At 56.7% G+C, this 24,068-nt stretch carries 21 protein-coding genes and 1 tRNA gene; 12 read left to right on the forward strand and 10 right to left on the reverse strand.

Going from position 1 to position 24,068, the window contains the following annotated elements; all coding sequences use genetic code 11:
* The first annotated feature begins 2 nt into the window (after positions 1–2).
* Genes NFR47_RS04120 through NFR47_RS04135 form a run of 4 tightly spaced genes read left to right on the forward strand, consistent with a single transcriptional unit; the run spans position 3 to position 5,758 of the window.
* Positions 3–1,472, forward strand: a complete 1,470-nt coding sequence (locus NFR47_RS04120) for a TIR domain-containing protein (protein ID WP_251214317.1) — start codon at positions 3–5, stop codon at positions 1,470–1,472.
* A 3-nt stretch (positions 1,473–1,475) separates the two neighbouring features.
* Positions 1,476–4,607, forward strand: coding sequence for a type I restriction endonuclease subunit R (locus NFR47_RS04125; protein ID WP_251214318.1), 3,132 nt, complete (start codon positions 1,476–1,478; stop codon positions 4,605–4,607).
* Positions 4,607–5,302 (forward strand): M48 family metallopeptidase, encoded by a 696-nt coding sequence (locus NFR47_RS04130; RefSeq protein ID WP_251214319.1) that lies wholly within the window; start codon positions 4,607–4,609, stop codon positions 5,300–5,302. Before NFR47_RS04125 ends, NFR47_RS04130 begins: the two co-directional genes overlap by 1 nt.
* A gap of 51 nt (positions 5,303–5,353) precedes the next feature.
* Positions 5,354–5,758, forward strand: a complete 405-nt coding sequence (locus tag NFR47_RS04135) for a hypothetical protein (RefSeq protein WP_251214320.1) — start codon at positions 5,354–5,356, stop codon at positions 5,756–5,758.
* A 925-nt stretch (positions 5,759–6,683) separates the two neighbouring features.
* Here the strand turns inward: NFR47_RS04135 and fic are convergent.
* From fic to murB, 9 genes are all read right to left on the reverse strand, one after another.
* Positions 6,684–7,232 (reverse strand): protein adenylyltransferase Fic, encoded by a 549-nt coding sequence (gene fic / locus NFR47_RS04140; RefSeq protein ID WP_251214321.1) that lies wholly within the window; start codon positions 7,230–7,232, stop codon positions 6,684–6,686.
* 201 nt (positions 7,233–7,433) lie between these two features.
* Positions 7,434–7,507, reverse strand: a tRNA-Arg gene (locus tag NFR47_RS04145).
* A 180-nt stretch (positions 7,508–7,687) separates the two neighbouring features.
* Positions 7,688–8,278 (reverse strand): crossover junction endodeoxyribonuclease RuvC, encoded by a 591-nt coding sequence (gene ruvC / locus NFR47_RS04150; protein WP_251214391.1) that lies wholly within the window; start codon positions 8,276–8,278, stop codon positions 7,688–7,690.
* A 37-nt stretch (positions 8,279–8,315) separates the two neighbouring features.
* Positions 8,316–9,347, reverse strand: coding sequence for a UDP-3-O-(3-hydroxymyristoyl)glucosamine N-acyltransferase (lpxD, locus tag NFR47_RS04155; protein WP_251214392.1), 1,032 nt, complete (start codon positions 9,345–9,347; stop codon positions 8,316–8,318).
* A gap of 10 nt (positions 9,348–9,357) precedes the next feature.
* Positions 9,358–9,828 carry a pantetheine-phosphate adenylyltransferase gene (coaD, locus tag NFR47_RS04160; RefSeq protein ID WP_251214322.1) on the reverse strand — a complete coding sequence of 157 codons (471 nt, stop codon included), beginning with the start codon at positions 9,826–9,828 and terminating at the stop codon, positions 9,358–9,360.
* Between the two features lie 205 nt (positions 9,829–10,033).
* Complete coding sequence (locus NFR47_RS04165; protein ID WP_251214323.1) at positions 10,034–10,747, reverse strand: aminotransferase class IV; 714 nt, start codon at positions 10,745–10,747, stop codon at positions 10,034–10,036.
* Positions 10,744–11,814: a DNA polymerase III subunit delta gene (gene holA / locus NFR47_RS04170; RefSeq protein WP_251214324.1), complete on the reverse strand. Its 1,071-nt coding sequence runs from the start codon at positions 11,812–11,814 to the stop codon at positions 10,744–10,746. Before holA ends, NFR47_RS04165 begins: the two co-directional genes overlap by 4 nt.
* Before the next feature lies 1 nt (position 11,815).
* Entirely contained in the window at positions 11,816–13,156 is a 1,341-nt protein-coding gene (gene tilS, locus NFR47_RS04175; protein WP_251214325.1) for a tRNA lysidine(34) synthetase TilS, read from the reverse strand.
* Positions 13,157–13,308: 152 nt separating this feature from the next.
* Positions 13,309–14,319: a UDP-N-acetylmuramate dehydrogenase gene (gene murB, locus NFR47_RS04180; protein WP_251214326.1), complete on the reverse strand. Its 1,011-nt coding sequence runs from the start codon at positions 14,317–14,319 to the stop codon at positions 13,309–13,311.
* A gap of 88 nt (positions 14,320–14,407) precedes the next feature.
* Here murB and NFR47_RS04185 point away from each other — a divergent pair, with 88 nt between their 5' ends.
* The 8 genes from NFR47_RS04185 to NFR47_RS04220 all read left to right on the forward strand — a co-directional run bounded on the left by NFR47_RS04185 (position 14,408) and on the right by NFR47_RS04220 (position 23,604).
* The gene (locus NFR47_RS04185; RefSeq protein ID WP_251214327.1) at positions 14,408–15,841 is read left to right on the forward strand and encodes a DUF4301 family protein; all 1,434 of its coding nucleotides are present in this window, start codon (positions 14,408–14,410) and stop codon (positions 15,839–15,841) included.
* Positions 15,842–16,025: 184 nt separating this feature from the next.
* On the forward strand, positions 16,026–16,640 hold the full coding sequence (locus NFR47_RS04190) for a hypothetical protein (RefSeq protein ID WP_251214328.1): 615 nt from the start codon (positions 16,026–16,028) through the stop codon (positions 16,638–16,640).
* 5 nt (positions 16,641–16,645) lie between these two features.
* Positions 16,646–17,479 carry a DUF2764 family protein gene (locus NFR47_RS04195; protein WP_251214329.1) on the forward strand — a complete coding sequence of 278 codons (834 nt, stop codon included), beginning with the start codon at positions 16,646–16,648 and terminating at the stop codon, positions 17,477–17,479.
* Positions 17,480–17,488: 9 nt separating this feature from the next.
* Positions 17,489–19,243, forward strand: coding sequence for a V-type ATP synthase subunit A (locus tag NFR47_RS04200; RefSeq protein WP_251214330.1), 1,755 nt, complete (start codon positions 17,489–17,491; stop codon positions 19,241–19,243).
* Positions 19,244–19,247: 4 nt separating this feature from the next.
* On the forward strand, positions 19,248–20,567 hold the full coding sequence (locus tag NFR47_RS04205) for a V-type ATP synthase subunit B (protein ID WP_251214331.1): 1,320 nt from the start codon (positions 19,248–19,250) through the stop codon (positions 20,565–20,567).
* Between the two features lie 6 nt (positions 20,568–20,573).
* Complete coding sequence (locus NFR47_RS04210; protein WP_251214332.1) at positions 20,574–21,182, forward strand: V-type ATP synthase subunit D; 609 nt, start codon at positions 20,574–20,576, stop codon at positions 21,180–21,182.
* 8 nt (positions 21,183–21,190) lie between these two features.
* Positions 21,191–23,020, forward strand: a complete 1,830-nt coding sequence (locus NFR47_RS04215; RefSeq protein WP_251214333.1) for a V-type ATP synthase subunit I — start codon at positions 21,191–21,193, stop codon at positions 23,018–23,020.
* Between the two features lie 152 nt (positions 23,021–23,172).
* Positions 23,173–23,604 (forward strand): ATPase, encoded by a 432-nt coding sequence (locus NFR47_RS04220; protein WP_251214393.1) that lies wholly within the window; start codon positions 23,173–23,175, stop codon positions 23,602–23,604.
* A gap of 72 nt (positions 23,605–23,676) precedes the next feature.
* Here NFR47_RS04220 and NFR47_RS04225 read toward each other — a convergent pair whose 3' ends face one another.
* The gene (locus tag NFR47_RS04225) at positions 23,677–23,850 is read right to left on the reverse strand and encodes an Lcl C-terminal domain-containing protein (protein WP_251214334.1); all 174 of its coding nucleotides are present in this window, start codon (positions 23,848–23,850) and stop codon (positions 23,677–23,679) included.
* Between the last annotated feature and the right edge of the window lie 218 nt (positions 23,851–24,068).

Consider the following 24,068-nt stretch of genomic DNA (forward strand, 5'->3'; position numbering starts at 1 on the left):
TTATGAAACCGATTTTATTAGAAGATGTATATTGCGATTCGGGAGTTCCTCAATATACATTTGTAGAGCCATCAGAGTACACAAAAACAAAAGTTGCCTTGCGTACAAAAGGGCGAGGTGTTGTTGTTGAAGGGCCGTCAGGTATTGGTAAAACAACATGCATAAAGAAAATACTTGAGGATACTGGAATCTCAGCTACGTGTTTATCTGCGCGTATTATTGAAGATCTTGAATACATGAATCTTTTATTGCAAGATCCTCGTGATGTGGGTGTAGTTATTATAGACGATTTTCACTTGTTAAAGGAGGAAGCTAAACGGGCTTTTTCTGATCTTTTAAAAGTGTTGGCAGATGAAATGCGTGAGGATATAAAGTTAATTCTAATTGGTATTAATAGGGCAGGAGAGTGTTTAATACAGTTAGCTCCGGATCTTAATAACAGAATAGACACTATTAAATTCGAAAAAAATCCAGAATACAAAATTGCGGAACTGATTTGCAAAGGGGAGGATGTTCTGAATGTATCCATAGATTGTAAGGATGAGATTATAAAAAAATCATATGGAAGCTTTCATATTGCGCAAATGCTATGTAAAACTATTTGTATAGCTCAAGATGTGATTGAGCAGCAGTCTCAAAAAATTACTATAACTGTTCCTATAGAACAAGTGATAGACATAAAAATGCAAGAACTTGCTCGTGTTTTTGCTCCAACGACAAAAACTTTTGCGGCAGGGAACAGAAATCGTCGAGATGGTCGAGCGCCCTATTTGAAACTATTAACATGGTTAGCAGAATGTGATACTGGCGCATTGCAAATGCATGAAATCTATATGAAATATCCCCATTATAAGGTTAGTATCAGTCAGATTGCGGATAAAGGATACATTTCGCAATTAATAAGTAAAAATGAGATTGTTGCTAAAGTTTTATATTATGAACCTACATCTAAAATTTTAGCGATAGAAGATCCTAAATTTGTATTTTATCTAAAAAATATTGATTGGAGAGTATTTGCACAAGATATGGGATTTAAGCAGGAGGAGTGTACGACAAAATATGATTTCGCATTATCTTTTGCTGGAGAAAAAAGGAAATATGCAGAAATGCTATATCAGCGACTTGTGGAAAATGAATATAGCGTTTTTTATGATAAAAATATGACTGCCGATATTTTAGGGAAAGATCTGGATAAATATTTTGCTCCGATTTATGAAGCAGAGGCAACATATGTAATAGCGATGATTGATTCTTATTACCCTAAAAAAGTATGGACTGTTTTTGAATCTGATAAATATAAAGAAAGGTTTGGTCAAGATTCAGTTATCCCAATTTTATTTGATGATTTCACACCGTCACCAATGGATACTCTTTATAACAAAGGATATGAAACCATTGATATAACTAAAGATAACGTGGAAGAACAAATTAACCAAATAGTTAATCATCTGATTCAAAAAATGAATATATAGATTATGGACTCAAACATCGGGGCGAAGGAACGGGTGACGCAGAAGCGGCTTGTCGGGCTGTTTCAAAACGTATTGGAATACGACTATCTCGGAAACTGGGAGTATCGCGAAGGCAACGATAATGTCGAAGAGGCGTTGTTGCGCCGTTATCTGAAACGGCGGAAATATGCCGACAAGGAGATCGACAAAGCCGTAGCGAAATTCAAGCAAGCGGCAACGAATATCGGTGCGGGTCTATATAATGCAAACCGGGAGGTTTATACGTTGCTGCGTTACGGCGTAAATGTTCAGTCGGACGTATCGGAATACAAAAAGACGGTGCACCTTATCGACTGGACGAACCCGTTGGAGAATGACTTCCAGATTGCCGAGGAGGTAACCGTACAGGGCAAAAGCGACCGCCGCCCCGATCTGGTCGTTTATGTCAACGGTATCGCCGTGGCCGTCATCGAGCTGAAACGCAGCACAGTGTCCGTTCATGAAGGCATTCGTCAGAATATCCGCAATCAGCAGGACGAATACATCCCTCGATTTTTCACGACCGTGCAGCTGTTGTGCGCAGGCAACGATACCGAAGGCCTGCATTACGGAGTAATCAAAACGCCCGAAAAGTTTTGGCTTCGTTGGAAAGAGCCGTGTGGCGAACCGTGCGAACCCTCGCAGTTCACTCCGGAGCGCTACCCGAATGAATTGGGTCGCAGTGTCCTGCAATTCTTCGAACAGCACCGGCTGCTGGAGTTTATTCACGACTTCATCATCTTTGACGGCGGTATCAAAAAGGCGGCGCGTCCGAACCAATATTTTGCTATCAAAGCGGCCCAGCCGCGTGTGCGCAGCAAAGAGAACGGTATCATCTGGCATTCGCAGGGTTCGGGCAAGAGCCTCACGATGGTGTGGCTGGCGCAATGGATTCGCGAGAATGTCACCGATGCCCGTGTGGTCGTCATCACCGACCGCGACGAGCTGGACAAACAAATCGAAAGCGGATTCAAGGATGTTGGCGAGAAAATCCGCCGAGCCCGAAGCGGGGCGCAATTGGTCTCGATGCTCAACAAGGCCGAACCGTGGCTGATCTGCACGCTTATCCATAAATTCGGTAACCGAAATGACAACGACAGCGTATCGGTAGGAGGGAAAAAAGCGGTAAAGTCACTCGATTTCTATTTGGAGGAGGTCGCAAAGCACCTTCCGCAAGGATTCCGGGCCAAGGGCGATATCTACGTCTTCATCGACGAATGTCATCGCTCGCAGGGCGGCATGCTGCACGAAGCGATGAAGCGCATCATGGGCGAGCAGGTCATGCTGATCGGTTTTACCGGGACGCCGCTGCTGCATACGGACAAAAAGAAATCCATCGAAACGTTCGGTTCATATATTCACAGCTACAAATTCCATGAGGCCGTTCGGGACAAAGTGATTCTCGACCTGCGTTATGAAGCCCGGAATGTAGAGCAGTTCCTCGGCAAGCGCGAAAAGATCGACGAGTGGTTCGATGCCAAAACGGCCGGATTGAGCAAAGCCGCCCGGTCGCTTCTGAAAGCGCGCTGGGCGAAGATGGAAAAACTATTCAGCAGCAAGGAGCGCATTCATCGCATTGTGGCGGATATATGTCAGGATATGGGCATCAAACGGGCCCTTTCGGGCGGATACGGGAATGCGATGCTTGTAGCCGACTCTATTTATCAGGCCTGCCGCTACTGGGAGGTGTTCCAATCCACGGAATTGAAAGGACATTGCGTCGTGGTGACGAGTTACGAGGCGAACAGTTCGTCGGTAAGAGACGAATACGTCGGCGATGGCGAAACGGAAGATTTCACCAAATATGAAATCTACAAAAGGATGATTGGCGACCGCACGCCCGAACAGTTCGAAGCGTGGGCGAAAAAAGAATTCGTGAAGCATCCGGCAGATATGAAACTGCTGATTGTCGTGGAAAAACTGCTCACCGGATTCGATGCGCCGTCGGCGACCTATCTGTATATCGACAAACCGATGCGCGACCACAATCTGTTTCAGGCAATTTGCCGCGTAAATCGGGTAGACAGCGACGAAAAGGATTTCGGTTATATCGTCGATTATCAGGATTTGTTCGGAGCTATCAAAAACGCTATCGAGGATTATACGAGCGGCGCGTTCGACCAATACGATGCTAAGGATATTCAGGGCTTGTTGACGAACCGGCTGACCGAAGGCCGAAAGGGGCTGGATGAAGCGCTGCAGGCGGTCTATACCCTATGCGAAGCGGTAAATCCGCAAACCCAGGCAGGATATTTCACCTATTTCGTCTATTCGGAAACGACGCCGGTCGAAGCACAACAAGCCGAATGCGAGGACAAGGCCGCGAAGCGTGAAACATTCTATAAACTGGTGTCGACCCTCGTCCGTCGATATATCGATATTGCCAACGAAATGACGGCGGCGGGATACACGAAAGAGGAGGCCGAGCATATCAAACAGCAGGTCGATTATTTCAACGACCTGAAAGACGAAATAAAGCTCAAAAGCGGCGACGCGCTCGATTTGAAATTGTATGATCCGGCCATGCGCCAGTTAATCGATAACTACGTGCGGGCCGACGACAGCGAGAAACTGGTCGATTTGGCCGATGTCTCCTTTCTCGATTTGCTCGATATGGAGGGCGCGCAAGCCATCGAAGCGCTTCCCAAGAATATTCGGCAGAACGAACGTTCTGTTGCCGAAGTGCTGGCTGCCAACATGCGCAAGATGATTATCAGCGAGCGGCCGAACAACCCGGCCTATTTCGACAGGATGTCCGATCTGTTGAACCAACTGTTGCAGGAGCAGCACGATGGAAAGCTGCAATACAAAGAGTTGATAGAAAAACTGATTGAAAAGCTCAAAGAGGCCCGTTCTGAAAGACGGGCGAAATACCCAGCATCGCTCGATACGAAAGGGAAACAGGCGCTGTATGAAAATCTGGATTGCAATGAAGAACTCGCCCTGCGCGTACACGAAACAGTCAAGGCGAATGCCCGGGACGGATTCCGGGATGTAAGCAGCGGCGGATTGAAAATGAAAGCACTGCGCAAAGCCATCTACAATGTCTTGCCCGACGCTACGGAAAACAAGATTGACGATATCATGCGGATCGTCATTTCGCAAAAAGAGTATTGATGACTGTTATTACTCTGTTCGGTCTGTCTGCCGAAGTCGAGAGGAAAGAGATTAAAAACGTGCATCTGACTATCTATCCGCCCGATGCGCGGATACACGTTTCTGCCCCGCTTGCTATGACGGAGGATGCTGTCAGGTTATTTCTGATAACCAAACTTCCGTGGATTCGCCAGCGTGTGTCGCAAATTCTTGATCAGAACCGTCAGACGTCTCGCGAATATGTTTCGGGCGAAAATCACTATTACAAAGGACAACGTTATCGGTTGAAGGTCGTTTATGACCACCTCCCTGCAAAAGTCGAAGTGCAAGGGAATGAGTATCTTGTTCTGCATGTTCGCGAAAACAGTTCATTGGAGCGCAGAGCCGAGATACTCAAAGAGTGGTATCGAATGGAACTGAAAACCTTGCTGTCGGATTTAATCGCCAAATGGGAAAACGCACTGGGAGTTCAGGTAAACAGATGGGAGGTAAAACAGATGAAAACCTTGTGGGGGAGTTGCAATCACCGAACACGAAATATCATCTTCAATTTGGAACTTATCAAAAAGCCTTTGCATTGTATCGAGTATATCGTTGTCCATGAGTTGCTGCATATCAGGGTGCGGTTGCACAATGAAGAATTTACAACTTTACTGAATCGTTATTTTCCCAATTGGAAGCAGCTGAAAGAAGAGTTGAATGAATTTATCGTGTAATCTATAATTGAAAATGTGGGGATTTTAGTTTGATCTCTAACTTTAAACGAAATGAATACAACTGCGATTTGGCAGAAAATCGAAAAGCTGCTGGAAAAGACCGAGCATAGCAATCTCGTTGCAATTAGCCGGGCCGATTTTGAAGAAGCAATGAAGGACGCTTCGGATTTCGCATATGTCGAAATCGAAAACATCGCATTTCCCGATTTGCTCGAAAAATTGCGCAAAGAGTTGGCGGCATTGCCCATGCACTCGGTACGAAATGGTGTGTTGAGAATAGGCACTGCTTCTGACAGCGCAGATGGCGAATTATCGGCCGACAATATGTGCGGCTTGTTGAAAACAGTTCAGGAGTTTACTTCCGGTGCCAAACTTATTTGGGGGTTGGATGTAGATCCTGCTATCTCTTCGGGGTGTTACTCCGTTGCGGTGGTGTTTGCCATGTCGGGCAGGTAGCTTTACTTACGTATTCATAATAAAACTCCCCGATACTTGATACCGGGGAGTTTTATTATCTTACATGGGCAGCTTTGTGCCGTTTGTATTATTTCAGATCGCGGGCTTTGATACGTACAACTTTGCCGTCGCGCATGACGACCAGTTCGCCGTCTTCTTTCCGGGTTTTCTCTACAAGGCGTTTGCGGGCCAACAGAATGCCCGCATTGATTTTCTCCTACATCTGTTTGATTTCGATCTCATTCATAGCCCGCAATCTCTTTGTAGGATAACGTATCTTCTATATGGATTGTTGCCTCTTTTTCGCCTGATGCAATGATTTTGATTTCCACGTCTGCCGAACTGTTGTCGTAGATTGTCCAAAAGTCGCATATCGGCGTGTAGAGCGTTGTAAGGTTCCGGATGCCGTTTGTATATCGTCGTCGAATTCCTTGTATCCCTGCATTTTGGGGAGCACCGTGTAGGGTGCAGCCGTTTTCCCTGTACCGTTGTTGCTTTGCTATAAAGTTTCGACAAGGATAGCGTTTTCGTGCTATCTCCTGCTCGAATGATGAAAATACGCTCGTTCATGGAAAAATCGCAACCTCGGTTTGCTGGGTATCCCCGGTGTTGATAGATACCTTTGGGGGTTGCCTGCAAGTGAGGTAGGGTACTTATCTACTTGTATTCCAGTACCCATGTACCCCAATGTTAAAAATGATGAGGTACCCTGACAACGGATAGGGGTAGGTGCCCACCTACCCACCCCAAAGGGTAGCGAGGGTGCGGATTTCTACCCTCGACAAGGTGCAGGTACCGTTTTGAGTTTGAGTATTAAGAGGACTCTTCGCTGTTATCCTCGTCGATGTGCTTGATAGCTTGGGTGGATAGCAGATGCAACCCGACAATCGGCTGAATAGTATCTCGTACACTCCTAATAGTCGAGTTACGCTTCATACCCTTCGTAGTAGTAGGATTGTTCGATGCCTTTGAAGATTACTTCCCGGTCGGTTACGCGGTCGGTCAAGGCTGACGAGAGCAGGGTTCGCAGTTCGAGGTCGTTGATCGGGCTGCGTTCCATCGCCGAGAGGTAGGAATCCTTGTCGATCTGTTGCCAGTCCACAACCTTGCCGAGCCGGTTTTTCAGCATCATGTCGAGCCAGATACGTGTCGCCCGGCCGTTGCCTTCCATAAAGGGGTGGGCGATGTTCATCTCCACGTACTTGGCAACGATCTCTTCGTAGGTGGTTTCCGGCATCCGTTCGATGACCGGCAGGATTTCATTCAGATAAAGGCTGTTCGCAAAGCGAAACCCTCCTTTGGCTATGTTGAGCGTGCGGATTTTGCCCGCAAAGTCGTAGAGCCCGCCGAAAAGTGCCGCGTGAATGTCGCATAATCCCCGCACCGTGCCGATTTCGATACGGTCTATCGCTCCGCTCTCGAACAGAGCGCGGGCTTTTTCAAGGCTGGCAGCGTCGATTTCTTGCGTTTTCATCTTTTGTCGGTCGGGGTTTTCTATTCCAATGTTATGCCGCACTGGAAAGATGCCTGTGAGACAAAGGTAGTAAAAATTATGATTTTCTTGTTCGGAGAGGGATTCGCCGCGATGCAAAATCTCCGGAGTTGTGTCTAAATTGTGTACCCGGCCTGAAACTAATCAACCACCTGCATCGCTGCAAGTGGTTGACTGAGAGTGTGACACCGACAGGACTCAAACCTGTAACCTTCTGATCCGTAGTCAGATGCTCTATTCAATTAAGCTACGGTGCCGAATTGCGAATGCAAATGTAGGGCAAAAATCCGACATGCGCAAATAAATTGCGGAAAATTTTACGAAGATTTGCCTGCCGGGCTGCGGAATCCGCAAATAACCGTCGTTAAAACGTTTTAGCAGGCGCCGGGGCAATCCGAATGAAAGGCGGTGTTAAAACGTTTTAATGCAAGGTGCAATTATTTTATTTCGCGGTCGGGGTTCTCGCGCAGGAATTTCTCCCAGCTTTGCGAGCCCCCTTTCGAGGCCGCTTTCTTGCCGCCCCCGAGCCCTTTCACCCGGGCGTCGCCCAAGGCGGCGTTGAGCGGCGAAGCGGTCGTGTAGTAGTGGCACAGCGCCACAGCCATTCCGTCGGTGGCGTCCAGCCGTTTGGGCGGCTGGTCGATGGTCAGCGTCCGGCAGACGATGGCCGCCACCTGTTCCTTGGCCGAGGAGCCGCGCCCCGTAATCGCCTGCTTGATGCGCATCGGCGCGTATTCCGAAACGCTCAGCCCGCGGCTCAGCGCGGCGGCCATGGCGACCCCCTGCGCCCGTCCCAGCTTGAGCATGGATTGCACGTTCTCGCCGAAAAACGGAGCTTCGAGCGCCACCTCGCGCGGTTCGTACTGGTCGATAAGGGCTCCCACCCGCTCGAAAATATGGCGCAGCTTTTCGTAGGGGTCGGTCAGTTTGTGGAGGTCGATGTCGCCCAGCACCACGGCGCGGACCGTGCGGCCCTCGACCTCCAGCACACCGTAGCCCATGTAGTTGGTACCAGGGTCGATGCCCATGATGCGGTATGACGGTCGGGACGCCAACGAACGTTCGCTATTTCTTCAGTTCTTCGATCGCTTTTTCGAGGTCGCGCACGCGCTTGTCCAGTTCCGGCAGGCGCTTGAACACGGCCGACGAACGGTGGTACTGCATGCCCGGGAGCGCCGGATAGCCGAAGCGGATTTCGCCGTCGGGCACGCTCTTGTCGATGCCGCTCTTGGAGCCCACCTGCACGCGGTTGCCTATCGTCACATGGTCCGCCACACCCACCTGGCCTGCCAGGAAGCAGTTGCTGCCCACCTTCGAGGTGCCCGCAATGCCCGTCTGGGCCGACGAGACGGTGTTGGCGCCGATTTCCACGTTGTGGCCTATCTGAATCAGATTGTCGAGCTTCACGCCGTGGCGGATGACGGTCGAATCGGTCTTGGCCCGGTCGATGCAGGTGTTGGCGCCGATTTCCACGTCGTCTTCGATGACGACGTTGCCCAGTTGGGGTATCTTGTCGAAACCGCCCTCCGCATTGGGCATGAAGCCGAATCCGTCAGCTCCGATGACCGCTCCTGCGTGGAGGATGCAGCGGGCGCCCACCTTGCAGCCCTCGTAAATCTTCACGCCCGGATAGAGGGTCGTCCCCTCGCCGATTTCCACGCCGGCGCCGACATAGACCTGCGGATAAATCTGGCAGCCGGGGCCGATTTTCGCGCCGTCTTCCACTACCGCGAAATCGCCGACGTAGCAGTTTTCGCCCACCGTCGCTTTCTCCGAGACTGCGGCGCGGCTGCTGATGCCCGTGCGGCGGGGTTTGGCCGCGTTGTACATTTCGAGCAGTTTCACGACGCAGGCGCCTGCGTTGTCGACCTTGATGAGGGTGGCGCTTACAGGCTGCGACGGCGTGAACGTGCGGTCTACCAGCACGATGCTGGCCTGGGTGGTATACAGAAAAGGTTCGTATTTCAGATTGGTCAGGTAGGCCAGCGAACCGGCCTTGCCTTGTTCGATGGACGACACGGTGTGGACGGCCGCCGCTTTGTCGCCGACGATTTCGCCGCCCAAGAACCCGGCGATCATCTCGGCTGTGAATTCCATTGCCATAGTATTATAAGTAGTTTGTAATGTCGATTCCGTCCGGCAGAAACTCCTCCACCGAGCGGCCGAACGCCAGCACTTCGCGCACGGTCGACGATGAGATGTCGGCCACGGCCGAGGGGGTGAACAGCATCACGGTCGTCAGCGTCGGGTAGATGCGGTGGTTCGTGGCTTCCATCGTGCGTTCGTACTCGAAGTCGGTGGTGTTGCGTACGCCGCGGATGATGGCGCAGGCGCCGACCGCTTCGGCGAATTCGCCCGTCAGCCCCGTGTATACCCGTGCTTCGACACGCGGGTCGGCGGCATAGATGTCGTCGATGAGCCGTTTGCGGTTTTCGACCGTCAGCAGCCCTTGCTTGGCCGTGTTGTTGCCTATGCCGATTACGATGCGGTCGAACAGTTTCAGCGCATCGTCCACCAGCGCCGCATGGCCGCGTGTGAACGGGTCGAACGAGCCCGGGAAGATTGCGATTCTCTCCATGAAAACAAAGGTAGCGAAAAAATTAAAAATGAAAAATTAAGAATTGAAAATCGTTCCGTGCAGGCAAATCTGTTTTTGCGAATGCAAGCTGCACCCTCCGAACAGAAGTCGCTGAAAATTGTTGCGGAATATTCCGAACCCGGCTTTTTGAACGTGACGGGCAATGTCCCGGAATGATTTTCAATTCTTAATTTTTCATTTTTAATTACCCGAACAGCTTCTCCATCGCTTTGGCGACGCGTTCGGCGATAAGGGCCATGTAGGGCATTCCCTCGAAGTGGGCCAGCGCCGTGACGCCGCGGTGGTCGGCGTAGAAAAGTTCGTCCATCCGGGGCAGCATTTCCCGCGCAAGGGGTTCTTCGCGCAGTTCCAGCCCTGCCGCTTCGATAGCCCGGAGGGCCAGGGTGCGTTCGACGCTCGGGGGGGCTGGCGTGGTGCAGACCGTCGTGCCGCGGACTGCAAAGAGCGGTGCGTCGTCGGCCGTGTGGCAGATGCCGTCGTGGTCGCAGCGGATTGCCGTTTCGGCGCCCGCGAGTTCGGCCTGACGGCGGGCCAGCAGCGCCGCGGTTTCGCGGGCCGAGGTCGGCAGTTCGGCCATCGGCAGGTCGTAGCAGAGTGCGCAGGCGTCGGGCCGCAGGCTGCGCAGGGCATAGCCGTCGTAGTACGATACGCCGCCCCCGCACAGCCGTTCCGCTCCGTCGGCCGTGAGTTCGATGCGGACGAATCCCGAGACCGATTGTGGGTAGCGTTCGGCCTTGGCCGCGGCGGCGATGCGTGCTTCCAGCTGCCGGACGTCCGGCGCGTAGCGGCAGCCGAAAAGCGTCCGGGCCGCTTCCGTCAGCCGGGCCGCATGGGCTTCGACCAGCCGGGGCTGTCCGCCGCAGACGTGGACCGTCTGATAGAGAAAGAGTTCTGTCACAGCAGGAAGATTTTCAGCAGCAGTTCGCGCAGCAGTTCGCCCTCGGGTGCGCCGCCCGTGTTCAGCCCCTTGCTCTTGGCGTCGTATTCGCGCAGCAGCCCCAATATCTGGAATACCTTGCGGTTGTCCCACAGCGCGGCGTGCTGCTTGATTTCGTTGATTACGAAAGTGTTGTTCTTGCGCAGGGTGCGCATCAGTTCCGTGTCCTGCGGGAACGGCTGTCCTTTGTGGCGGGAGAGCCAGCGCAGGTAGTTGACCACGAACAGGTCGCGGAACTGGCCGAACAGCGCCATGATGGTCAGCAGCAGCGGATTGTCCTTGGGATTGCGGGCGAAGTGGTCGGCAATCATCAGCGCACGGGCCATGTCGCGGGTCATCACCGCCTTGCAGAGCTCGAAGTTGTTGAAGTCTTTCGAGATGCCGATGTTGGCTTCGATGTCGGCGTCGGTTATCTTCGTCGTGCCGGCCGGCAGCGAGACCATGAGCTTTTGCAGTTCGTTGGCTATCTTCGAGATGTTCGTCCCGAGGTGGTCGCTCAGCATCGAGAGCGCCTTGGGGTCGATGCTCAGCCCTTTCTGCTTGGTGAACTGCTGGAGCCACGCCACGATTTCGTAGTCGCGCGGCTGGATGGATTCGAGCACCGCGCCGTTGGCCGTGCAGCCTTTGTAGAACGCCGAACGCTTGTCGACGCTCTTTTCCTTGTGGCAGATTATCAGTATCGTCGTCGGCGAGGGTTTCTGCGTGTAGAGCGAGAGTTTCTCGATGCCCCGCAGCTGCTGCGCTTCCTTGACGATGACCACCTGGTAGGAGCCCATCATGGGCATCTGGCGGCAGAGGTTGATGATCTGGCCCGTTTCCGAATCCTTGCCGTAGACGGTTATCTGGTTGAACGCGCGTTCCGCTTCGCCCAGCACGCCCGTCGCCAGCTGGTCGCACAGGGCGTCGATGAAGTAGCTTTCGTCGCCCATGAGCAGGTAGACGGGGGCATAGCGGCGGGCCGCCACGTCGGCGGTCAGACGTTCGTATTGGGCGACCGTGTCGCGGAAGCGGAGTGCGCTTTTGGCCATGTCAGACGATTTCTTTGGTGATTCGCAGCACGTTTTCGGTCCCGTCGGTCAGCCGGTAGCGGTCGTCGATGCGGCGGCCTACCAGCCAGACGATTTCGTCGCCCGAGACGAGGACGAACTGGCGCTGTTTCGCCGCCGCCGAGACCTTGGCGTCGGTCAGGAAGTCGCTCACTTTCTTGCGGCCCGTCATGCCGAAGGGCACGAACCAGTCGCCCTCCTGCCAGCGGCGCAGCGTGAGCGGGTATTGCAGTTTGTCGGCGTCGAGCTGGGCTATGTGTTCCGGTACGCCGAAATCCTTCACGGCGTCGATGTCGGTCCATTCGTAGTAGAGGACTGCATTGCCGCAGTAGCTGCGCGCCGCGCCGTGCGTCACCTGGCATGTGCAGGGGTCGTCGTCGGCAATGGGCGCCACGGCGATGGCGCCCCGGTCGATGCAGGCCATCTTCGTGCGCGAGTAGAAGCGGCGGCCTGTCGCCTGTTGGTCGAGGGCCCGGCACAGTGCGTCGATGACGTCGCTCTTGAAGCCGTAGGCCGCCAGCAGTTCGTAGATGACGAATCCGCGCGGGAACGCCGGGTCGATGCGGTCCGGGCGGATGATGTCGATGCCGTTTTCCGAGGTCACCGCTTCGCCGCGGATGCGTTCGATGCCGTGGTCGATGAAGCGCTGGGCGTCGGTCAGACGGCCGATGTTGCGGCGCATCAGGGAGGTGAACGCCGGGTTGATTTCGCGGATGCGGGGCACGAGGCCCAGCCGGATTTTGTTGCGCAGGTACTTGGTCGAGCGGTTCGACGAATCTTCGCGGTAGGGTATCTTGTTGGCTACGGCATATTCGAGGATTTCCTTGCGCGAGGCGAACATCAGCGGGCGGACGATGCGTCCTGCCTGCTGCGAAATGCCCGTCAGCCCGCGCAGTCCCGTGCCGCGCAGCAGGTTGATGAAGAACGTTTCGATGGAGTCGTCGGCGTGGTGGGCCACCGCAACGGCCGTGTAGCCGTGTTCGAGCCGCAGCTCCTCGAACCATGCGTAGCGCAGGCGCCGCGCCGCCATTTCCATGGATTCGCCCGTGCGTTCCATCTCGGAGAGCGTGTCGAAGCGGCGGTTGTAGCACTCCACGCCCAGCCGGGCCGCTTCTTCGGCCACCAGCGTTTCGTCTTCGTCGCTTTCGGTGCCCCGCAGCTGGAAGTTGCAGTGCGCCACGCCCACCCGGTAGCCGCACCCGGTGAAAAGCCGCAGCATGACCATCGAATCCACACCGCCCGATACGGTCAGCAGCACCCGGTCGTCGGGCGCCAGCAGTCCGTTCTCCTTTATATAATGTTCAAACGCTTCGGGAAGAGCCATGAATCGGTCAATTAAAAATTAAGAATGAAAAATTAAAAATTCCGCATTTCTGCTGTCGGGAGCCTCTGCAAGGAATCTGCGACGGCTGCGTTGCCCATAGCCGACAGGCGGGGCTTTCCATAGATTTTTAATTCTTAATTTTTCATTTTTAATTATAGAATGTTTACTTCCGTGTCGATTTCCACGCCGAATCTGTCGCGGACGGCGGTCTGTACCTTGCGGGCCAGCGCGATGACTTCGCCGCCCGTGGCGCCGCCCAGGTTCACCAGCACCAGCGCCTGCCGTTCGTGTACGCCTACGCGACTTTCGCGGTAGCCTTTCATCCCCGCCTTGTCGATCAGCCACCCGGCTGCCAACTTCGCCTTGCCGGGCTCTTGCGCCGGGTAGAGCGGCATGTCGGGCCACTCCGTTTTCAGCCGTTCGGCTACGGGTTGGTCTACTACCGGGTTCTTGAAAAAGCTGCCCGCGTTGCCCAGTTCGGCCGTGTCGGGGAGTTTCGTGCGGCGGATGGCGATGATCGCTTCGCGGATGTTGCGCAGGGTCGCTCCGCCGCGGGCCTCGACTTCGCGTTCCACGTCGCCATAGCCTAAATGGGGCTGCGGCGTGCGCGTGAGGGCGATTTCGACGGCCGTAATGACAACGCGCCCTTTCAGCGCGTGCTTGAAGACGCTTTCGCGGTAGCCGAATTCGCAGTGCGCCGCATCGAGGGTCAGCATCGAGCCGCTCTCCACGCAGTACATTTCCACCCGTTCGATGACGTCCTTGGCTTCGCGGCCGTAGGCCCCGATGTTCTGCACCGGCGCCGCGCCCGCCTTGCCCGGTATGAGCGAGAGGTTTTCGATGCCCCACAGGCCGCGTCGGACGGCCCATTCCACCAGGTCGTCCCATTCGACGCCCGCGTCCACGCGTACGCGCACCCGCTCGCCGTCGTCTTCCGTCACTTCGATTTTCTGCGACACGGGGGTCAGCAGCAGTCCGTCGTAGTCGCACGTGAACAGCACGTTGTTGCCTCCCGCCAGCACCATCCAGCGGTCGGGTATTCCCGCCGCAAAAAGGGCCCGCAGGTCGTCGGCCGTCTCGAATTCGACCAGCCGCGCCGCCCGTTGCTTCACATGGAAGCTGTTGCGGCCGCTCAGGTCGGCCTGTTGAAATTCTTTGGTCATGATGCGCAAAGTTAGAAATAAATTTCGTATCTTCGACAGAAGATGTCGCCGATAAAGCCACCGATTGAAACCTAAATACCTTACAACCATGTTTTCACAAGAAGACCTCCAGCAGATCGCCGGGCATGGGCTGACGCCCGGGGCGGTCGAGCGGCAAATCGCCGATTTCCGGCGCGGTTTTCCCTTTCTCAGGGTCGTGCGGGCCGCTTCGCCCGGCGACGGCATCGCGGTGCTCGACACCGCGGCGGCCGATGCGGCCGTAGCCCGTTACGACGCGGCCGCCGCGTCGTGTTCCGTCGTGAAGTTTGTACCCGCTTCGGGCGCCGCTACGCGCATGTTCAAGGAGTTGTTCGAGTTCGTCAACGACGATAAGCGCGGCAAGGGAATCGACACTTTGCTGCAAAATATCGAGCGTTTTGCGTTCTGGCCCGAACTCAAGGCCGTGTTGCCCGAGGGGGCCGACGACAAGGCTGTTGTCGGCGCTATCGTGGGGCAGGGACTCGGCTACGGGTCCAAGCCCAAGGGGCTGGTGACGTTCCATGCCTATCCCGACGGGGCGCGCAAGGCCGTCGAGGAACATTTGGTCGAGGCGGCCGCCTATGCCGCTGCCGACGGCGTGGCCCGTATCCATTTCACCGTTTCGCCCGAGCACCGGGCGGGTTTCGAGGCGCTGTTGGCCGAGAAGGTCCCGGCCTATGCAAAACGTTTTGGCATCCGCTACGACATTTCGTTTTCGGTGCAGAAGCCCTCGACCGACACCATCGCCGTCAACCCCGACAACACGCCGTTCCGGCAGGACGACGGGCGACTGTTGTTCCGTCCTGCGGGTCACGGTGCGTTGATTGAGAATCTGAACGAAATCGACGCCGACTTGATTTTCATCAAGAACATCGACAACGTCACGACCGACGCCCTGCGCGCCGATACGGTCCGTTTCAAAAAGGTGCTGGCGGGCGTGCTGCTCGGGTTGCAGGAGCGGGCGTTCGCTTATCTCGAAGCGCTCGACGCCGGTACGGCCGATTCGGAGGAGGTCGCCGCATTCGTCCGCGAGGAGTTGTGCGTGAAGCTGCCCGAGCGTTACGATGCGGCTTTGCTGCGCAGCATCCTCGACCGTCCCATTCGTGTCTGCGGCATGGTCCGCAACGAGGGCGAGCCGGGCGGCGGTCCGTTCTGGGTGGCCAATCCCGACGGCACCGAATCGCTCCAGATTGCCGAATCGAGCCAGATTGGGCCCGACGACATGCCGCTGATGAAGTCGGCGACCCACTTCAACCCGGTCGACCTGGTGTGCGGCGTGCGCAAGGCCGACGGCGGCAAATACGACCTGCGCAACTACACCGACCCCTCCACAGGCTTCATTTCGTCGAAGTCGTCGGGCGGCCGCGAGCTGCGCGCGCAGGAGTTGCCGGGGCTGTGGAACGGTGCGATGGCCCGCTGGAACACCGTCTTCGTCGACGTGCCCGTGTCGACCTTCTCGCCCGTCAAGGTGGTGCAGGACCTGCTGCGTCCTCAGCATCAGTAAGTTGCATGCGCTGTTAAGTCCGTGTCCCCGCGAAGCCGAAACCTCGCGGGGGCTTTTTTGTCGTTTTCGGGCGATTTGTTGGCGAAATGGGGATAAATTGTTCGCGGGGCGGCTTGTTGTTCTGAGAATCTTTATTAAATTTGTTGCGCGAATCGGAAAACGAAAATCAAAACAGATAATCGCTATGGAAAACAAACTTCAACAGTTGACCCGGACGCTCTACGACGAGGGTTTGGAGAAGGGCCGCGCCGAAGCCGAGCGGCTGGTGGCCGAGGCCCGTGCCAAGGCCGACAAGATTGTGGCCGACGCCGATGCGCAGGCTGCGGAGATTCTCCGCAGGGCGCAGGCCAAGGCCGAGGACGTGGAGAAGAACACGCTGACCGAAATCGCGCTGGCCGGCAAGCAGGCCGTGGCCCGCATCAAGTCCGAAATCGCTTCGCTGATCGTCGCCGAGGCTGCCGGGGCGGGTGTCAAGGAAGCTGCCGTCGACCCTGCGTTCATCAAGGAGATGCTGCTCGCCGTGGCCAAGAACTGGAACGGTGCCGATGCCGGTAAGGTCGAACTGCAAGCCTTGTTGCCCGAGGGCGAGCGCGAGAAGCTCGACGCCGCTTTCGAGCAGAGCGCCAAGGAGCTGCTCGCCGCAGGCATCGAAGTGGGTTATTCCAAGGAGGTCCGCACCGGGTTCAAGGTCGGCGCCAAGGAGGGCGGTTACTACATTTCGTTCTCCGACGCCGACATGGAGGCCCTGCTGGGCGAGTACCTGCGCGAGAAAGTTTCCCGGATGCTGTTCAAGGCGTAGGCAAGATGTTCGCGACCAATTACTATACGCTCGTCGCCGGACTTCGCGAGTATGCGCTCGACGCCGATACCAAGGGGTTCGACGCGGCGGCCATCGTCGCCGAGATATTCGAGGCCCTCACGGAGCGCGATGCCCGGCAGGTGCGGCTGCTCGACGCCTACTACGACTGCGAGAACCTGGCCGCGCTGCGTGCCGGGCGTTCGGCGTTCAGTCCGCTGGGCAACCTTTCGCGCGAGGAGCTGGCCGAAGAGCTGAAGCGTCCCTCCCGGCTGCCCGAGGAGCTGGCCCGCGTGGTGCGTGCGTACAACGACCCCGAGGGCGAGGATGCCGAGACGGTCGATACCGCCCGGCGGTTCGAGAAGTCGCTCTTCGCGGCCTATTACGACCTTTGCGAACGCAAGGGCTGCCGCTTCCTGCGCGCATGGGCCGTGTTCGACCGCAACCTGCGCAACCTGACCGCCGCCGTGACGGCCCGGGCCGCCGGACGTCCCGTCGAGGATGTCACCGTCGGCGGGGGCGACGTCGTCGAGCAATTGCAGCGCAGTTCGGCCGCCGACTTCGGTCTGCGGGGCGAGCTGGGCTATATCGACGCCGTGATCGCGGCCGTGGGCGACGAAGCCAACCTTGTGGAGAAGGAGCGCAAGATAGACCTTATCCGCTGGAACGAGGCGCTCGAACTCGCCACGTTCGATTATTTCGACATCAACGCCGTTCTTTCCTACCTGGTGCGGGTCAACATCGTGGCCCGCTGGACGCTGCTCGACCCTGCGCGCGGACGCGAAATGTTCGCCCGGCTGCTGGCCGAGCTGGACGGCAAGGAACTGATAGAAAAACAATAAAGCATACAAATGAAAACTACTGGACGTGTAAACGGCATCATCTCGAACATCGTCATCGTCAAGGCCGACGGACCCGTGGGCCAGAACGAGATATGTTACGTATATGCCGGCGATACGAAGATGATGGCCGAGGTCATCAAGGTCATGGGCGATGCGGCCTATGTGCAGGTGTTCGACAGCACGCGCGGTCTGAAAATCGGCGACCGCGTCGAATTCGAGGGTCACATGCTCGAAGCGACGCTGGCTCCGGGTCTGCTGTCGCGCAACTACGACGGTCTGCAGAACGACCTCGAAAAGATGGACGGTCTGTTCATCGCCCGCGGTTCGATGACCGAGCCCGTCGATTTCGGGGCTGAGTGGGAGTTCGCGCCGCTGGCCAAGGAGGGCGACAAGGTGTCGGCCGCTTCGTGGCTCGGCGAGGTCAAGGAGCAGTGGCTCACCCATAAAATCATGGTGCCGTTCACGATGACCGACACCTATACGGTCAAGAGCGTCGCCGCCGCGGGCAGGTACAAGATTACCGACACGATGGCCGTGGTCGTCGACGCCGAGGGCCGCGAGCACAACATCTCCATGGTGCAGAAATGGCCCGTCAAGCAGGCGGTCCGCTGTTATACCGAGAAGCCCCGCCCCTCCCGCGTCATGGAGACCGGCGTGCGCGCCATCGACACGTTCAATCCCATGGCCGAGGGCGGTACGGGCTTCATCCCCGGGCCGTTCGGCGCAGGCAAGACGGTGCTTCAGCACGCCATCTCGAAGCAGGCCGACGCCGACGTCATCATCATGGTGGCCTGCGGCGAGCGTGCCAACGAGGTGGTCGAAATCTTCAAGGAGTTTCCCGAGTTGGTCGACCCCCGCACGGGCCACAAGCTCATGGAGCGTACGATTATCATCTGCAACACCTCCAACATGCCCGTCGCCGCGCGCGAGGCGTCGGTCTACACGGGTATGACCATCGGCGAGTATTACCGCGCCATGGGGCTCAAGGTGCTTGTCATGGCCGACTCCACGTCGCGCTGGGCCCAGGCGCTGCGCGAAATGTCCAACCGTCTGGAGGAGCTGCCCGGTCAGGACGCTTTCCCGATGGACCTTTCGGCCATCATCTCCAACTTCTATTCGCGTGCAGGCTTGGTGAAGCTCAGCAACGGCGCCACAGGTTCCGTGACGTTCCTCGGAACGGTATCGCCCGCGGGCGGTAACCTCAAGGAGCCTGTCACCGAATCGACCAAGAAAGCGGCCCGCTGTTTCTACGCCCTTTCGCAGGGCCGCGCCGACTCGAAGCGCTACCCGGCCATCGACCCGCTGGAATCCTATTCCAAATATCTGGAGTATCCCGAAATCAGCCAGTACCTCGACGAGCACATCGGCAAGGGGTGGGTCGACATGGTCTATGCCGGCAAGACGATCGTGCAGCGAGGCAAGGAGGCCAACGACCAGATCAACATCCTCGGCGACGACGGCGTGCCCATCGAGTACCACGAGCGTTTCTGGAAATCGGAGCTCATCGACTTCGTCATCCTCCAGCAGGACGCTTTCGACGACATCGACGCCAACTGCCCCGTCGAGCGTCAGAAGATGATGTACGAGATGGTGCTCGGCATCTGCCGCAGGGATTTCCGCTTCACCGACTTCGAGGAGTGCTCGCAGTTCTTCAAGGGGCTCATCAACCTTTTCCGCCAGATGAACTACTCCGAGTGGCAGTCGGAGAAGTTCCACGGCTACAAGCAGCAGATCGAGCAGTATGTACTTGCCAAAACCGAATAAAGCCATGACAACACGCGCATTTCAGAAGATATATACCCGAATCGACAACATCACCAAAGCTACCGTCACACTCCGCGCTTCGGGCGTCGGCAACGACGAGTTGGCCACCGTCGGCGGCAAGCTCGCGCAGGTCGTCAAAATCATGGGCGAGAACGTCACCTTGCAGGTCTTCGCCGGTACGGAGGGCATCGCCACCGATTCGGAGGTGATGTTCCACGGCGAGCCGCCCAAGCTCAAGGTCTCGGACAACCTCGCCGGGCGTTTCTTCAACGCCTACGGCGAGCCTTTGGAGGGCGGCGAGGCCGTCGAGGGCGAGGCCCGCGAAATCGGCGGTCCGACGGTCAATCCGTTCAAGCGTATCCAGCCCTCGGAGCTCATCGCTACGGGTATCGCCGGCATCGACTTGAACAATACCATCGTTTCGGGTCAGAAGATTCCGTTCTTCGCCGACCCCGACCAGCCTTATAACGCCGTCATGGCCAATGTGGCCCTGCGCGCCAAGGCCGACAAAATCATCCTGGGCGGTATGGGTCTCACGAACGACGACTTTCTCTACTTCAAGTCGGTCTTCGAGAACGCCGGAGCCTTGGACCGCATCGTCTCGTTCGTCAACACCACCGAGAATCCGCCCGTCGAGCGTCTGCTCGTGCCCGATATGGCTTTGACCGCCGCCGAGTACTTCGCCGTCGACAAGGGCGAAAAGGTGTTGGTGCTGCTCACCGACATGACCCTCTACGCCGATGCGCTGGCCATCGTCTCGAACCGTATGGACCAGATTCCGTCGAAGGATTCGATGCCCGGTTCGCTCTATTCCGACCTGGCCAAGATTTACGAGAAGGCCGTGCAGCTGCCCAACGGCGGTTCGATCACCATCATCGCCGTGACGACCCTTTCGGGCGGCGACATCACCCACGCCATTCCCGACAATACGGGTTACATTACGGAGGGCCAGTTGTTCCTGCGCAACGATTCCGACACGGGCAAGGTCATCGTCGACCCGTTCCGTTCGCTGTCGCGTCTGAAGCAGCTCGTCATCGGCAAGAAGACCCGCGAGGACCATCCGCAGGTGATGAACGCCTGCGTGCGTCTCTATGCCGACGCCGCCAATGCCAAGACCAAGCTCGAAAACGGTTTCGACCTTTCGGACTACGACGAGCGTACGCTGAAGTTCGCCCACGATTATTCCGAGAAGTTGCTGGCCATCGACGTCAACATCGACATCACCGCGATGCTCGACACGGCGTGGGCCCTTTTCGCCGAGTACTTCTCGCCCGAGGAGGTCGCCATCAAGGAGGAGCTCATCAAGAAATACTGGAAAGCATAGCTTGCCATGGCCATCAAATTCCAATATAACAAAACTTCGCTCGGCGAACTCGGCAAGCAGCTCAAGATGCGGCAGAAGGCCCTTCCGACCATCAAAAGCAAGGAGTCGGCCCTGCGTTCCGAGGTCAAGAAGGCGAAGGATTCCGCGGGCGACTACCGCCGTCGGCTCGACGCCCTGAAAGCCGAGTACGACTACATGGCGGCGCTGTGGGGCGAGTTCGACGACGGGCTGGTGCGCATCGCCGACGTGGAGCTCTCGACGCAGAAAATCGCCGGCGTGCGGACACCCGTGCTGACCGACGTGAAGTTCGAGGAGAAGCCCTACGACCTCTTCTCCGCTCCCGTGTGGTTCGCCGACGGCGTGGAGATTCTCAAGCGGCTGGCCCGCCTGGCCCTGGAGTTCGAGGTCTACGAGCGCAAGATGGAGCTTCTGGACTTCGCGCGGCGCAAGACCACGCAGAAGGTGAACCTCTACGAAAAGGTGCAGATTCCCGGTTACGAGGACGCCATCCGCAAGATCAAGCGCTTCATGGAGGACGAGGAGAACCTCTCCAAGTCGGCTCAGAAAATCGTCAAAACCAAACAGCAGCAGGCCGGGGAGGGCGCCACGTTATGATAGCAAGAATGTCGAAATACGACTTTGTGCTCTTTGCGGCACAGAGCGCCGATTTTGTCGATAGACTGCGCGACCTCGGGTTGGTCGACATCACCACCGCAGGGTGGGAGCCTTCCGAGGAGGACCGCCAGCTGCTTCTGGACATCGAAGCGGGTACCAAGGCGCTCGATTTCCTCAAGGCGTGGGCCGGAGAATCCGAGCACAAGCAGACCGGGGCGCAGCCCTATGCTTCGGGCGAGGAGACGTTCCGGCAGTATGCGGCCGCCCAGCGGGCCCTTGCCGCTTCGCGGACCGAAATCGCGCGGCTCGAAAAGAGCGCCGAGGAGCTCCGGCCGTGGGGCGAGTTCGACGTGGCCCGCGTGCAGAAGCTCGCCGGGCAAGGAATCGTTCTGCGTTACTTCTCCGCTCAGCGCAACACCTACGACAAGATGTCGGCCGAGTGGTCGGAGCAGTACGCCGTTTCCGAAATCAACCGGACCGATTCGACCGTGTGGTTCATCGTGGTGGCTGCTCCCGGGCAGGAAATCAACCTCGATGCGCAGGAGATGAAGACGCCGCAGATGGACGTCCGGCAGGCCGGGGAGGCCATCGCCGCCGAGCAGGCCAAGGTCGCGGCGCTCGATGCGGAATTCGCCCGGGCTGCGGCTTCCCGCGAGTTGCTGGCGGCCTACGTCGCGTCGCTCAAGGAGCGGTTGCAGGGCGTCAAGGTCGAGGCTACGGCCCGGCAGGCGGCCGACGGCACGCTGGTCGTTATGGAGGGTTGGGCCGAGACGGAGACTTCCGCCAAGGTCGACGCCTTGTTGGAGGAGTATCCCAACGTGGTCTATATCAAGAGCGACCCCACACCCGAGGACAACACCCCGGTGAAGCTGAAAAACGGTTGGTTCGCGCGGATTTTCGAGCTCGTGGGCGACATGTACGCCCGGCCCAAGTACGGCACGCTCGACCTTACGCCGTTCTTCGCACCGTTCTACATGCTTTTCTTCGGCATCTGCCTGAACGATGCGGGTTACGGGTTGATTCTGCTCGGCATGGGGCTGTGGCTCCTCCGCAAGAATCCCAAGCCCGGCATGATGCGGCAGGCCGCGTGGTTCGCTACGATGTGCGCCGCGGCGACGATTCTGTTCGGATTGTTCTGCGGGTCGTTCTTCGGCATGAACCTCAAGGATTACTTCCCCTCGATTCCGTTCTTCGACTTCCAGGGGCAGTTCTTCTCCATCGCGCTGGCCATCGGCATGGTGCAGATTCTGTTCGGCATGCTGATAAGCGTGGTCGTGACGGCACGGACGTTCGGCGTGCGCTATTCGTTGGGCACGATGGGGTGGTTCATCATCCTGCTGGCTGCTTCCGTCGCCGGAGGGCTTCCGATGCTCAACGAAAAGTGGGTCATTCCCGGTTTCACCACCTCGTCGGTGGCGTTCTATGTCGTGTTGGGAATCGGCGCCGTGCTGATGTTGTTCTTCAACACGCCCGGGCGCAATCCGCTGCTCAACCTCGGGTCGGGCGTGTGGAATTTCTACAACAATCTGACGGGGCTGCTCAGCGACGTGCTGTCGTACATCCGGCTTTTCGCCATCGGCTTGTCGGGCGGCGTGCTGGCGTTGGTGTTCAATTCGCTGGCCGAAGGATTCGTGCCCGACGGCGCCAATATCGTCGTGCGGATTCTTATCATGCTGCCGATTCTGCTGATCGGCCACGGCATCAACCTCTTCATGTCGACTATTTCATCGTTCGTACACCCGATGCGTCTGACGTTCGTCGAATTCTACAAGAACGCCGGCTTCGAGATGGCTACGCGCAACTTCGAGCCGCTTCAGAAAGTGAAAGGTGAAAGGTGAAAAGCCGGCTTCCGCAGAAGGAGCGGGCGGCGCTTTCCGGAGCTTGTTTCCGAGCGTATCGTTCCGACCGGGTGCGGCATCCGAAACAAAAAGACTGAAAATTCTATAACAAACAAAAAAATCATTCGATTATGGAAACAACAGCTTTGGTAATGGCCTACGTGGGCGTGGCTCTGATGGTAGGTCTGGCAGGTATCGCGTCGGCCGTGGGTACTTCGATCTGCGGTCAGGCGGCCGTCGGCGCCATGAAGAAGAACAACGGCGCGTTCGGTAGCTACATGATTCTCTCGGCGCTGCCCGGTTCGCAGGGTCTCTACGGTTTCGTCTGCTTCTTCATGGTGCAGGGTTTCTTGCAGAACCCCACGATGGTGCAGGCCGCAGCCGTGCTGGGTGCCGGTATCTTGGTAGGTATCGTCAACCTCGCCGCCGCGATTTTCCAGGGCAAGGTCTGCGCCAACGGTATCGCCGCCATCGGCAACGGCCACGACGTGATGGGTAAGACGCTGATTCTCGCCGCGTTCCCCGAGCTTTACGCCATTCTCACCGTCGCTGCTACGTTCCTCATCGCCAACATCGTGCGATAGGTCCGCTGTGCTACAATGAAATCCCGCAAGGCGTCGCCTTGCGGGATTTTTGTTGCCCGGGCCTGGTGTGGGTTAAAAGCAGCCGTGCAGATGCTGGACGCAGCGCACGGAGAGGGCCGCGGCCCGATTGGCGTTGTTCAGCGGGTTCACGTTGCCCGAGTTGAAGTTCAAGTAGCCCGCGTTGCGGTCGCCTGCGGCATAGGACGACGAGGAGTAGACGTAGCCGTTCGTGCCGACATTCGTCAAGGCTCCCGTTGAATTGTTGCGGTAGCCCGCAGCAGGCGGTCGGAGCAATCGCTGGAATGAATGGCAAAAAAATGAATAATGAATAGTTAATAGGGAATAATCAGCCAAGACATAAAAGCAGTTCAATTATTCACTGTTCATTGTTAATTATTCATTAGCCCAAGTTTTCTGCCAGACTGGGATGTATAGCTGGCGGCGTGCCGTGACGTTTCAGCGGT

This window comes from Alistipes muris, assembly GCF_943193205.1.
GTDB lineage: Bacteria > Bacteroidota > Bacteroidia > Bacteroidales > Rikenellaceae > Alistipes > Alistipes muris.